Origin of the sequence: Halorubrum sp. GN12_10-3_MGM, from assembly GCF_005435235.1 — an archaeon.
Classification (GTDB): domain Archaea; phylum Halobacteriota; class Halobacteria; order Halobacteriales; family Haloferacaceae; genus Halorubrum; species Halorubrum ezzemoulense.
This window is the reverse complement of sequence record NZ_SGUB01000021.1, coordinates 1-13,448: the sequence shown is the minus strand read 5'-3', so window position 1 is coordinate 13,448 and position 13,448 is coordinate 1. Positions and strand designations below refer to the sequence as shown.

General features: G+C 54.4%; 10 protein-coding genes and 1 pseudogene. 7 read left to right on the top strand and 4 right to left on the bottom strand.

The features are described 5' to 3' along the window. Positions 1–2: 2 nt before the first annotated feature. Complete coding sequence (locus EXE47_RS13975; RefSeq protein WP_199237905.1) at positions 3–419, bottom strand: hypothetical protein; 417 nt, start codon at positions 417–419, stop codon at positions 3–5. A gap of 1,122 nt (positions 420–1,541) precedes the next feature. Between EXE47_RS13975 and EXE47_RS13970 the strand changes: the two genes are divergently transcribed. After that, positions 1,542–3,068, top strand: a complete 1,527-nt coding sequence (locus tag EXE47_RS13970; RefSeq protein WP_137708470.1) for a DUF6498-containing protein — start codon at positions 1,542–1,544, stop codon at positions 3,066–3,068. 355 nt (positions 3,069–3,423) lie between these two features. Here the strand turns inward: EXE47_RS13970 and EXE47_RS13965 are convergent, their stop codons facing one another. Both EXE47_RS13965 and EXE47_RS19385 read right to left on the bottom strand, forming a co-directional pair. Continuing rightward, positions 3,424–3,825 (bottom strand): DUF5684 domain-containing protein, encoded by a 402-nt coding sequence (locus EXE47_RS13965; protein ID WP_049933027.1) that lies wholly within the window; start codon positions 3,823–3,825, stop codon positions 3,424–3,426. A 1,376-nt stretch (positions 3,826–5,201) separates the two neighbouring features. Further along, on the bottom strand, positions 5,202–5,786 hold the full coding sequence (locus EXE47_RS19385) for a DUF3592 domain-containing protein (protein ID WP_089309408.1): 585 nt from the start codon (positions 5,784–5,786) through the stop codon (positions 5,202–5,204). Between the two features lie 233 nt (positions 5,787–6,019). On the opposite strand from EXE47_RS19385, the gene EXE47_RS13950 reads away from it, so the two are divergent. Both EXE47_RS13950 and EXE47_RS13945 read left to right on the top strand, forming a co-directional pair. Beyond that, positions 6,020–7,408, top strand: coding sequence for an RNA-guided endonuclease TnpB family protein (locus EXE47_RS13950; protein ID WP_241988225.1), 1,389 nt, complete (start codon positions 6,020–6,022; stop codon positions 7,406–7,408). A gap of 80 nt (positions 7,409–7,488) precedes the next feature. Then, complete coding sequence (locus EXE47_RS13945) at positions 7,489–9,165, top strand: ATP-binding protein (protein ID WP_049933025.1); 1,677 nt, start codon at positions 7,489–7,491, stop codon at positions 9,163–9,165. 834 nt (positions 9,166–9,999) lie between these two features. On the opposite strand, the pseudogene EXE47_RS13935 reads toward EXE47_RS13945, so the two are convergent. Further along, a pseudogene (locus EXE47_RS13935) lies at positions 10,000–10,128 on the bottom strand (IS6 family transposase); the annotation flags it as partial. 83 nt (positions 10,129–10,211) lie between these two features. Here EXE47_RS13935 and EXE47_RS13930 point away from each other — a divergent pair. The 4 genes from EXE47_RS13930 to EXE47_RS13915 all read left to right on the top strand — a co-directional run bounded on the left by EXE47_RS13930 (position 10,212) and on the right by EXE47_RS13915 (position 13,438). Next, positions 10,212–11,843, top strand: coding sequence for an ATP-binding protein (locus tag EXE47_RS13930; RefSeq protein WP_089309406.1), 1,632 nt, complete (start codon positions 10,212–10,214; stop codon positions 11,841–11,843). Between the two features lie 449 nt (positions 11,844–12,292). Continuing rightward, complete coding sequence (locus tag EXE47_RS13925; protein WP_089309411.1) at positions 12,293–12,787, top strand: DUF3592 domain-containing protein; 495 nt, start codon at positions 12,293–12,295, stop codon at positions 12,785–12,787. Between the two features lie 155 nt (positions 12,788–12,942). Continuing rightward, a complete protein-coding gene (locus tag EXE47_RS13920; RefSeq protein WP_080508721.1) occupies positions 12,943–13,140 on the top strand; it encodes a hypothetical protein in 198 nt (65 codons plus the stop codon). Between the two features lie 157 nt (positions 13,141–13,297). Next, the gene (locus tag EXE47_RS13915; protein ID WP_137708469.1) at positions 13,298–13,438 is read left to right on the top strand and encodes a DUF2080 family transposase-associated protein; all 141 of its coding nucleotides are present in this window, start codon (positions 13,298–13,300) and stop codon (positions 13,436–13,438) included. The last annotated feature ends 10 nt before the right edge of the window (positions 13,439–13,448 follow it).

Here is a 13,448-nt window from a genome sequence, read left to right as displayed (position 1 = left end):
CGTCAGGTAGTCGCTGTCGAGCCCCTGTCCGTCGGGTGAACGTACCAGTACCAGAGGGAAGTCACGGCCGCGACCGCGACGTAACTGAGCGTGATCCACTGAGCGGAGTAACCACCTCTTGTGACGAGATACACCGCGGCGACACCCCCGAGCATGATCCCGAGGGCGAGGCTCACGGATATTCCGCCTGTCGTCTGGACACAAAGATCCGATTCGGTCACGCTCCGGACTCCGATAGCACTTGCCGTCAACACGGCCCAGGTGATCACGGGAAGTCCGAAGACCGTCAGGGGTGTCGGGTTGAGCCAACTGACTTCCATCGTCACTAGCGGCCAGCCGACGAGTCCGGCTCCGAACCAGACGATACTTCGTAACAGTTCCGTGCGTACGATTTCGCGTAGTTGTGGCGTCATGTCCACACACCCGCCTAGCGTAGCAACCGGTAAAGCAGCGCCGAGAATCTTGCGTTCACAGAGGCGGACTTTCCGGGCACAAAGGAGAGTTTGTACCCGGAAAGTAGAGGTATTGCGCCACGGACCGTCGCGCTAGGCGGTCACTAGCCGGTCGGATTAAGCTCGGTGTGAGATATAGGAGACAGCGAAGCCCCCCGGCCAATTTCGACCTGTCTTTAACGCGACATTGGTAAAACTAATTATGGCCAAGAATTTTGTCGTTCTATTTTGAAAAATGTATTCGTATTCTAATATCCCCTTTGGGCACGAGTAACGGCTTCGTGGCAGAGCCAGAGATCGACAGTCCACAAAGCTTAGATCCTCAACCACCCGAATCAACGGGAGTAACATAGTGATCAGGGGGATCCCATGATATCAGCAGAGGGAACACGTCACTCTGTATGCTTAGACCGGTACTTCTCGTCGGGTCTGTATTATCAGCTCTTGGTTACAGGGAGAACCAGCGCACAGATACTACAGAAGACGATGGTGCGCGTATTTCAGTATTCAATCCCAGTGAGGCACGGGTTCTACGAGCAACCCGAACTCAGCATCTGTGAGCACTGGCGCGAAAGAGCCCTCGACAGGCTGTTGTCGGGAACAGAACACTCAATTCGACGATTGAGAGGTCATTTAGGAGCTAGTTCCGGAAATCACGCTGCTTGTCGCCCCCTCGGTACAGATATTTCAGTGCTACCTGTGGCAACTCAGTAACAATAGCGTTGAGAGCCATGTACTTACAACAGACACTCTATCCGATCGGACTGGCCAGTACCAACATTGCGATAGGCTGGCTGCTTTATTATTCATCTGAGCCGATCCTCGGAGGGCTGCTCGTCGTGGTTGGGGCCTTTGTCATCCTCACTTCAATTGGGAGTACTCTCAGTCGATATAAATCCGTACTCAGTGATCAACACTGACTCGAGCAACAATGGCTTACTACTATTATATCCGCTACCGGTTAGGTACATGAATGCCCTCCACAGCATCTGTTCAAAAGTCACGAGACAGAACTGTGATTGATCCTGAGGGGTCTGTGTTCCACGCCCAGGGTACGCGCAGCGGGTCGCTTTGTCACCACATCCGTAGATGAGCTCAGCAGCCACAACTCACAATACGGGGGATAGTCGCCTCCCGGATCCCGAACTATCGGCCCTCCTTGTGGCGAATCTGGTTCCGGTTGTCGGGATTGTTGTGTTCAACCTATCGGTTTTAGAACTGCTGACCTTATATTGGCTTGAGTTCGGTGTTGTCTGTTTTTGGGCGGTTGTTCGAGCGACGTTTGCCGGGCGGCCAATGGAACGGAATGGGGATCCAATCCTGTTGGGGGCGATTGCCACAAAAAAGACCTCTATTTCAGTCCCGCTGATCGGTGCTAACGTCCGACTACTGACGATTCCGACACTTTTGTTCGTGGTACCGATCCTCATCGGACTGTGGCTATTCGTCGGGGCATTAGTTGTCGGCCCCGTAGCAAATGTGAATCCGGATGCCAACATCTCGTCGTGGCTTATCGCTGGTGCGTTTGGAATTTTCATCACAGCAGGATGGCGAACAGCCACTACGTACTTTCGAGATGGTGATTACCAAGATCACAACGTCGCAACCGCTCTTCAGAGTGTCGTCACGGAAGGCGCAACAGTACTCCTCGCGAGCATCATCGCGCTGCTCACCGCAGCTCTGGTTGTCTCTAACGGCGGGGGTGGAGAGACCTCTCGTGCGGTTGAACGGGTTGCGACGGGACCACTCGTCGCAGTGGTAGTCTCAATTAGGCTCCTCACCGATCTCGCAGAATACTACTACGATGGCCGTCTCGGTGCGGGATTGTGGTCACTTGTCGGTCGTGGAGACGCATACAGTCCCCCGGAGCGTGAGACAATTGAGACAACGCTATCAGGAAATTCCACAGTTTTGCGGCCGTCGCTGTCGGGACGGCTACTGCCTACGGCCTCACATTTCCGGACACACCCTGGACTATGGTTGCTGACACCACTCGCCTTTCTCGCCGCATCACTTGCTGTATTTGATGGTGCTACCCAAATAGCGGGTGGCATCATGCTTCTCGGGACCGGCGTCCCGCTTAGTCTCATCCATCTTGACTACTGGATCCGGTACGCTGGTGTTGAATACCGGCTAGATTCGGACACCATTGTTGCGACTGATACCCTGTTTCAAACCCCTCTTTGGCGGTACGAATCGCTAGCTGATCATGAGGTCCGAATCGAACGTGACGCCGTCGACAGGTGGTTAGACACCTCGACGGTACTTGTTGACCGCGGTGACAGACCGACCAAGCTACCACGACTCGAAGATACGACCCCAATCACGGACTCTCTTGTCGACGTGAGTACCGCTGACAGTGACGCTGGTGTCAATTGGAATGCGAATACAGACGAGCCAGACACCATGGTGGAAGTTAGTATCGAACTGCTGCGGTTAGACAGTACAGCACCCCGTATGTCGCTTGTGTCGATGACTCTGTTCGGAGTCGTCTCACTGATTGCGTTGGTGATAGCTGCTCAGTTTGAAGGCGGCGCAGCAGCGGGTGTCTTCGTATTTCTGTTCACTGTGATTCCGCTCGTCGGACTTATAATCTACCAGATCAGCAATAACTAATGCTGTTGGCCTTCCAGTGTTAGGCTGCGGTTCCACCAATTTGGGACACTAACCTCTATTGGTGGTGTGTCGGTACTAGATACATCTACTTGACGAATGATAGTACTGGTGGACGGGGTGGAGGGCCGTCCTTCCAGCGGAGGGTGATCAATGAAGCGTCGCGGGGGGAGTAGGTGAGCCTTCCATCCGTTGGGGGGGAGGTGAGCGATGGGAGAGGCCCAGCGACCGGATATTTGTTCAAGACCGCCTCCGGCCGGCGGCTACCTGTATCTAATACTGGGAATAGTATCAAGCCCGTAGCAGCGTTTCATCGGGAGAAACACGGCGCAGTTGGGCCTAAATGAGATTTTGAGTGTTAGGCCATGCTCTCCGTTGAGCTAGTGGCATCGTTATACTGGTAGCCACCGAATCCGAGAAGCGGGTAGAAGACGAATGAAATAAACGTGAGTCCGAGGCCGAACAGAATCCCCTTATTGAATTTGCCAGCGACATCGATACTAACTTTCAGCGTGGCGAAGAAATTGATCACTGGGACGAAGAACAGAGCAAACCAATACCATGCGTTTCCGCTCACCTTGACTAAGACGTAGAGGTTGTATATCGGAATAATCGCAGCCCAGCCCGGTTTCCCAGCTTTCTCAAATACTTTCCACAATCCGGCAAAAATCAAAATAATGAGTCCTAGTGTAACGAACAATTCAATATTGGTACTACTGGCTCCTTGTATCGAAACTGATGAACTCAACGCTGATCGCATCAGTCAATGAATTCTTCCATATTAATAAAAATCCAAGTCACCGTTTCACACTCTGAATTACGACCATTGGAATAGTTATCATACCGAACCCAAACTTCCAGAACACATATGTTCGTAGCTTTCGACTGAGGAAGTAATGTCCGCGCTTCAGTCTGCCCTCCTCAATTGGAATCCGAGTCGGATCATAACTGCCGTCATAGCTGGCACTACAGTCTTTCTTGCGTCCCAAGTTACTGATGGAGTTCTCTTGGAGCTTGGCGTGGCAGTTCTCTTAGCAATGGTACTCCATATTCCATGGTGGTTGTACAACCGTCATACCACCCAGTCTGTAGATGGGTGACAGACTCGCGCCCTGTATTTAACAGCCCGTTTGTACCAACTGCTAAGAATTTCAACAGAGCCGAGAGGTTGAAATGGTGAACACAGAATTAAAAACAAGCAACTGGATCTACCACCTAGCACTATTGCCAACTGACGGACTAGGCACCGTCGTGGTGATTAATAGACATGATAGATGATATCTTAGAGTTCATTTTTGAACTATTGCTGGAGTTGGTCCCAAACGCGGTATGGAAGGTTCTGCTGAGTGTGGTCGGGATCGCGATGACGGTTGTCGGAGCGACAAACATTACAGAGTCAATACGAATAGGGGCCGCATTAATCGCCGTCGGTACATTCCTATTTATATCCTCTCTCCTCTCGTTGTACCGATCGAGCTAATTCTTTTTTTTATTACGACGCCGTCACGAGCACGAACCCGACGACACCGATGAGGAACACGATGAGTGTGAACACGAAGCCGGTCAGTTTCACTCGACGGCCATAGGCGTTGAGTTCGTCTCGGGAGTACATGATTGTAACGAGGCGAGACGGATGTCGGAACGGACTCGGTGGCCGTGGGTCTGGAATACGTTCACGCAGTCGTCTGTATTCGGTAAATGACCAAATGCCATATAGTGTAAGCCCAAAGACAAATCCTAAACCAGATAGAAGCGCCGCAAGGAACGCGAATCCGACTGGATCAGCCACACTGACCTGTATTGATGACCCCTCTGAGTTCAACAGAAGTACCACTATAGTCACGAGAGAAACGAAAAACACAGCTGGTGTAAACAACATGAGACGCTTACTAACTCCTCAGCTTTGAACGTTGAGTATCTAACACTTAATCGACCGAAAATGGCGGCTGAGACGGTGTGAGCATGGAAAAGGGAGTTCAGCCGGAGACGCTCCACTCTCCACTAGAGGTTCAAACGCCGTGAACGCTGCCTTCATTATCCTCTGTGAATCACTCTCCAGTTCGGCCGATACCGTAAACTCCTCGTAGAACGTCTTTCCCTCCGATTTCGGGCCAAATAGTGTCAACACGACAACGTTCAAAGCTGAGTAACTCGAGACAGTGTGTCTCGATTAAACCCGAACACCGTGTCATATCGAGTTGGCTCGCGCCCAGTTGTTTGACTGATCCCTACATTTTGGCCAGGATTACGCGCCCCAATCGCATGAAGTGCTGTCAAGAGCGCCAGAAGACTCCCAAAACCAATGAATCTGAATGGAGCAAATACCGTTTGTCGCTTGAGAAACGCTCCACTAGGGTTGTCGGGGGTAACGTAGGCTGTCGCTGTCTCATTCGGCTCATATGGCTCAATACTACGTTGAGCGTCACTCCGGACGGTGTATATCGGCCGCGTTGAGCCTGGGAACACCTGTTTGCTCGTATATTCACGCCCCTGATATTCGTAGGTGTGCTCAACTGAGATGCGGTAGTAGAAGCGACGCCCATCAGATCTGCTGATATCGGTGCCAACAACAGTTGTTTCGACAGCGACAGCATCGTCAACAGCGTCCGACTGCTGGACGTAGTCATATCCTCCATACCCAGCGATGCCGAGTCCGAGAATGAGCGCGAGAAGGATCAGCGGCGTAACCGTGACAGCCACCCCACGGAGAGTAAACTGCATTTCACCTGATTGTTTTTATTGGAACCAATAAGCCTGAACGGAGTGTTTCAACAGCAGCAACAGCAGTCAGCGTAATTCAAGATGGAGCCCCCGACCTCAAGGAGCGACCGAAGAGAGTGAGTAGGTCGGGAAGGGAACCGACATGATTCCGTCATTACCACGTTCTACACGTGGCTAACTCTCCTCCAAAAACAGTATTGTCATAAAGACTTAGCGTAACATCTGAATTACGGATGGAGGTACGTCGTACGGTCCCCGTCAAACTCGACGTGGCCGACAGCGACGCCGCCCTCCTCCACGAAACCATCTCCGAGTTCCTGTGGGCCGCCAACTACGTCGTTGACCACGCCTGGCAAGGTGAGTACAAGACGACGAGCAAAGCCCAACTCCAGCGTGAAACCTACGACGACGTGCGGGCCAAAACGAGGCTCCAAGCGAATCTCGTCCAGAACGCTCGCAACAAGGCCGCCGCCGCCGTCCAGAGCGTTGTCGCACGCTGGAAACAGGGTGACTACGCGGGAAAGCCGCACTTCTCCGCCCCGACGCTCGTCTACGACAAGCGATGTGCGACGTTCAACGACGACCACGCGACGCTCTCGACCGTTGCGGGACGTATCACCGCCAGATATGTTCTCCCCGACGGGGATCGCGAGACGCCTCATTCAGAGTTTCTGTTCAACGACGACTACGACGTGACGGGCGCAGAACTACACTACCGCGACGACGAGTTCCACCTTCACGCCCGCACAAAGGCGGACGCGGAGTTCGAGACTGCCGATGACGGTAACGACGGGCACAACACAGTCCTCGGCGTTGACCTCGGCATCGAAAACGTCGCCGTCACCTCCACGGGCACGTTCTGGAACGGGGCAGAGCTGAACCACTGGCACCGCGAGTTTGAAAAGCGGCGCGGGTCGTTCCAACGATGTGGAACCCGGGCCGCCCACGAACCCATCCAGTCGGTTGGACGTACCGAGACGGGGCGCTATGACCACTTCTTACACACCGTCTCGAAAGAACTCGTCGCGGAAGCCGTCGAACACGACTGTGACGTGATCGCGTTCGAGAACCTGACTGGGATTCGTGACCGAATGCCGAATGCCAAGACATTCCACGTATGGGCCTCCCGCCGGCTGTGCGCGTATGTGGAGTACAAAGCCGAAATGGTCGGTATCTCGGTCGAACAGGTGAGTCCCGCGTACACGAGCCAGCGGTGTTCCAAGTGCGGGTTCACTCACGAGGATAACCGCCCCGCCTCGAACGAACCGGACGTGTTTGAGTGTCTCAAGTGCGGATACTCACCCCACGCCGACTACAACGCGGCAAAGAACATCGGCCTGAAGCATCTCCGCTCGGGGCAAACGTCGTCGGGCGGAGGCGCACCCGTAAACGTGCGCTTGAATCGCGGGAGATTGAACGTGAACGGGGATTACGAGCCTGCCAGCGATGGCCAGAACGGGAGTCCACGCGAAAGCCCTACGCTCAACGAAGCGAACGGCAGCGCCGTGAGCGAGTTGGGTAGGGTAGTTCACAGCCGGCTATACCACTCGACATATCTGTGTTTCCGGGCCAGTAACGGGTATGATGAAATTATGGATGAATCGCTTGAACAACCAGCGTGAGTGAGCGCAATGACATCAGTAACTGCCCAGCGGTTCAACGCTGTTCCATCTAAAAATCCGAAAGCGAATCCCCTCCACCAATGCTGCTCTCATTAGGACCCTCACTTGCCGTTGATCTCGTTGCCGTAGGCCTCCTGGCGTGGGTAACGTGGCAAACTGCGAAGGATCGGTCCCCCCCAAATGCGGTCCCCTTTGCGCTCATGAGCGGCAGTCTGTTACTATGGGCACTGCTCTCGCTGATCTCTGAATTTCCGAACGCATGGGGGGTCGGATCGAATTTGGCTGCTATCGCGCAGGTTGTCCCGGTCGTGTTTCTCCCCGCGATATGGCTGGTCTATGTCCTTGGGTATATCGGCCGAGAGACAGGCTTTACTTCCCTCCGAGGGGGCTTGTTTGTTCTCCTTGCGCTCCCGCTGATTGGGGCAGCAGCCACGTTCGAGGGTGACCCAACGCGGGAGGAGATCCGTCGCTCACTCGCGTCACTCGTCGGTACTGAACTGTTATTATTGTTCATAATTTACGCCTACGCGGCGTTTCTCTTCCTCAGGTACGGCTGGAACCACGGCCGTGTTTCAAGAACACAGGTTGGGATCCAGCTAGGAGCAATCTCAGCACCATACATTATCGGGGGCTGGCTTGACGGGAGTTTGATCATCGACGGAGTCACTGGCGGGTTGTTAGTTTCGGGAGTGTTACTTACCGTTGCGATTCAACGCTATCCGGTATTGACGGGGTTCCCGAAAGCAGATTATGTCGCGCGGTCACGCGTCGTCGAATCGCTCCAGGAGGCGGTTGTCGTTGTCGACTGGGAAGCAAATATCCTCGATGCCAACGTGACAGCTGAAGGCTTGTTTGGGTGGGCGACACGAGACGTGATCGGGACACCAGTCAGCGCGGCCGTAGACGGATTCGATGTGACAAATCTATCAGCTGGTACAACTGAGGTTGTCTCGCTCCAAACGACAAAGGGCCGACGTCAGTTTCAGTACACGGTCTCCGACGTCGAACGCGACACGAGTGACAGCGACGGGGAACCCGTGGCGCGGACAATTGTCTTCCGGGACGTGACCGATCAGCGAACCCGTGAACAGCGGCTCTCAGTACTCAATCGCGTGCTTCGACACAACGCCCGGAACAAACTCGACGTGATCTTAGCGCATGCGGATCACGTAGAAGACGACACGCACCGGACAGCGATTCAAAATAGTGCCAGCGAGCTTGCCTCGGTCAGCCGGAAAGCACGAGAGGCTGAAGCAGTTATGACCGATAGCGTTAGCGCCCCGTCAACGGTCGATATTGCTGCGGTCGCCCACGAAGTCGCCGCAACGGCCCGTGATGATTACCCGGATAGCAGCATCTCAGTCACTGCTCCGGAGCGGCTACAATTGACCTCCTATCGAACTGTTGTGCGACGGCTTATGACAGAACTCGTCGAGAACGCTATTGTTCACTCAGACGACCCCGCACGAGTCGATATCGAGGTCGAAACGACAGCTGATGATATCCCACAGCTCCGCATCGCAGACAATGGTCCTGGGATCCCGGACCGAGAGCGAGACTTGTTGACCGAATCGAGCGAAACACAACTTGAGCACGGACTGGGTGTCGGACTCTGGTTCGTCAATTGGGCCGTAAGCCAACTGGGCGCTGAACTTGAGTTCCAGTCTACTGGTACCACAGGCACTACCGTAGTCGTTCGTTTTTATCGGAACAGAGAGTCGATGCCGCAAGACTCAGACGGCAGCCATAATCGGTGACAGGCGTATTGATGCTGGAGCCTTAGCCGACCGCGGCTTTATTTGAACTTTCAGAAGGTAGTATATTGTACTGGGTCCTAGTTTGTGTAGAATCCTTCAGAATCGCTCAGTAAAGGGTACTTACAGACCAGATTCGGACTATACCTCTCCTAATGCTGTCAAGAACGTCTTGCGAGATACAGAGGGTGAATTCAGTAGGATAACCCCACGTGGCTTAGCGTATCGGCAGTAATCTAACAATCAGCCTCACTACTGTGAATTCAAAAGTCGACCTTCCATTACCCAATGATGTACTCCGGAGCGAGGAAGATAATGGCGAGAAGACAGACAAATACGAGAATGGCTGTGAGACGCAATAGACCAGCCGCCCGTCGTCGAGTTTTTGGAAGAGATTCAGCAGTTCCGGACAGCGCAGCTCCGACGATAAAAAATAGCATCCACGGGACTCCTCCAGCCTCGCCGACACTCCAACCATACACGAATATACACAAGAAGGCGAGCGACGCGCCAAACTGGATGAGTGAATTGGGGCGACCTTGTGGCTCGTTAAACAGAACGTTGCTGATGTAGGGGACCATAGTTGATGCGTACCTGCTAAAGATACAAAATAATGACTTAGTATGATCCCAGTGGAACGTGTTCTGTGCTACGCGATTCCACCGCAGGAACCGAGAGGTAAATATTGCGAGATTCGCGCGCTGTATCTCGCACGACGATCCGAATGTCTCCCTGAATTAGTAGAACTCCCGGTGTTCAATGCGCAGGCACATTTCTCCGGGTGATTCAGATCTGAATTCACAAAATAAATGTTGTGGCAAATCTTCTGTCACCCTATTTTACCTCACTAAACATACGTTCAACGGCATTGCGATTCCCATGTGTAACGTGCTGGAGTCGAAGCCTGTGACGATGACAGGGCGCGTGTAACCACAGCGCGCCGTCGACCAGAAAGATTGCGTCGTCGAATAATCTGTGCGTTGCTGAGCTTCGTCCGGAGACGGTCGGTCCACAACCGCTTTGATACTGAAGCCACCCAACACAGTACGGTGATTCAACTCGATCCGCTGGGGCTGTTCAGGGTCGGTATTCCAGCGGTGAGTGGCGGTGTCGCCGGGGCAGTGGGGGTGACGGCGTACCGACGACTCCGGCAGGGGGATGCCCGCACCGGGCTCGCTAGGCCGTTCGTCGTCCTCGCCGGGGTGGTGTCGCTCCTCGGGGTCGGATACGCCGGGCTACACGCAGTGACGCCACTCGAGAACCTGCCACTGGGGTCCGCAGTCCTACTTCTGGCGGTTCCATGGATGACGTTTGCAGCACGATACATCGGGATCGGGCGGTACATCACACCTAGACGAGTACTCGCGGTGACGCTGGCCGTGGCTATCCTCGTCGGTGTGAACCTTTTGGGACGACTGATACAGGAGGGGTGGATCACGACCTCGCTGGTGGGTACTGAGGCGCTCCAGACGCTCGAAACGGCACAGTCGGTGGCCACACTGGTACTCCTGACCCTCGTGTTCGCACTGATCGGGGGAGTTGTCGTCGCGACGTATCGACACGACCGACTGTCGACGGTACAGAGTCTCCTCGTCGTAATACCGATCGCCGGATTCATCTTTACCGTTCAGACGACCCGTCCTACGACGCCGCTGTTGAACGACGTGCTGATCGGGAGTACGTTTCTCGTGGTCGCCGCCAGCCTCACGCTGGGGATCTTTCGCTATGATGTCGTGACTCGCGTCCCCGCGACCCGGAGACTGGGTGAGCGGGCGGCACTGACAGAGACCGACGAGGCGATTTTCGTCCTTGACGACCGGGCACGGGTGGTCCGAGTGAACGAACCGGCCGAACGAATGTTCGGCGGCGCACAGACGCTGGCCGATGTCACGGATCACTCGGTGACATCCCTGACCGAACTCAATACTATCACCTGCCGGACGACGACGGGCCACAGACAGTTCGAACCGCGCGTCTCGCCGCTTGTCGACGAGTACGGGGAGACGTTCGGTTACACCGTCATGTTGATCGACGTGACGAACCGCGAAATCAGGCGACAGCGGCTGGCGGTACTCAACCGCATCCTCCGTCACAACGTCAGGAACGAACTGGACGTGATACGGGCGCACGCGGAGGAGGCCGACCTCGCCCCGGCCGTCGACGGCGCGGACAGACTGAGCGCACTGAGCGCGGAGGCACGGCGGGTCCAAGATCTCATGGAGCGGTCCGCGGCCGATCGAACCGAAGTCAGCTTACGGCCGCTTCTCGAAGATGTTGTCGCCGACGCAACGGCTGGTGTAAACGCCGACGTGACCCTCACTGCCCCCGACGTGACGGTAAACATCGACCCGGAACGGTGCCGATACGTGATCGATCACCTCGTCGAGAACGCAGTCGAACACAACGACGGGGAGTCCCCACGCGTCGTGGTTCGTGTAGAACGGACCGGGGCGGACGTCCGTCTTGTCGTCGCGGACGATGGTCCAGGGATACCAGAGTCAGAGCGGGCAGTGATCGAGGGGGGCGTCGAGACCCCCTTCGAACACGCCAGTAGCTTGGGCCTCTGGGGGACCAACTGGGCCGTCCAGAGCATGGGCGGGTCACTCTCCTTCGATGAGAGTGATCTCGGCGGGACAGCCGTTGAGGTTGTCCTCAGAGACGTGGAAGTCTCCGACGTGTGACAATGAAAAGAGAGCATTCGGGTGAGGTGTATCAAGCGTCGTAGCAGCCTGGGCCACCTGGACCACGGTGTCCGTCTCTCTTATCGAGATACCTATACGAGGCCGACAAACGTTCCGCTCTTGGCACATAGCCCACACTCTGCGCTCACAGAGTGGGGCTGCTATCCCTAGCAACTCAAATTGACAACGACTGGATCACGATATATCATCTGCTGAATGGTTTTTAACAGAGCCAGCATTTTTAGTTACTAGGTGTCTGAAAGACGACTTGATGTATTCAGTCCTCCGACAGAACACTCGGACATTCGGACGACGCATACAGCGGGTATCGCTACTTCGTCTGTCATACCGCTCTCGGTGGTGTGAGAAGATGCGTCTACAGTCAGCTGAACCCCGCAGCAACGTCCGACATTCTCCTCATTGTACGCGGCCTCGTGGTGATTGACAGTATGAACGACGATTCAGGTGTGAATGTTAAGGGTCCCGATAGCCTCAAGGGTGCTTTATTGTACATCCTCATTGGGATTGCTATCGCCAGCTACGGAGGATACGATTACGTTCAACAGACGGAGGCAGTCCGAGAATCAGTCGAGGTTGATGCGACTATCACCGAACTCGATATCGAGGCTGATAGCGGAACGTCATCAAATCCGGGCGCCGATTTCGATCCGGTGGTTGAGTTTGAGTACACGTATAACGGAAATGAATATACTGGGACAAAAATATACCCCGCAGATCTTGAACAGAACTACGAGACGCAATCGGGCGCCGAATCAGCCATTGAGGAGTACGAACAGGGGGCACAGACAACCGCATATGTTTCTCCCGACGAGCCGGGAGATGCGTTTTTGAAAAATCAAACGTCGAACGCACCGATCATTGCGATTGTACTCGGTGGACTATTCACCCTCTTCGCCGCGGTTTCCGCCGTAAGGAAACTCTAGCACGCTGGAACTGCGCTGAGGGTAATCCGTGGGGGTGGAGCAGAATATATTCGTTGTTGATCAGGAATAGTAAGCGTTAAACCTAGGAACATTATCTGTTTCTGAGCCAGAGAGTACAGGTAACACCTATACAATTGCCGGATGCTGGCTGAACTATGGACAGAAGCTCGAAGAGCCAGTTGTTGGTCTCCGGGGGAAGTCTTCTACTAGTATTCCAACTAATCGTGTTTCAAGGGGCGTTCAACATCGTCGAAAGCTCTGGAGTTTCAGGTAGGCTGAGGGGTGTTCTCAGTGGTGGATTATTACTCATCGCCACGATCTGTGTCGGTAGCGGAGCATATCTTCGGTATTAGCAGAATACAGGCGGTAAGCCCCCTTCCTCAAGGAGCGACCAGCGGGAGCGAGTAGGGAGGGGATACACCGCCGTCATCACGTCTCAAACACGTTCGTACTCGCTGCCTAACCACCTCACCGATAGAGTTAAGTTGAAATAATGTTTAAACACAAATGATGGATAGACACGAACTAGAAGGTCACGAAGTCATCGAGGGAGAGGTGAAGCCGACCGGCAACGGCGCACACGTTCTCGTTCCGAAGCGATGGCGTGGTGCAGACGTGAAAATCGTCCGAACCTCAACCCCCGACGAATAGTCAATGCGCT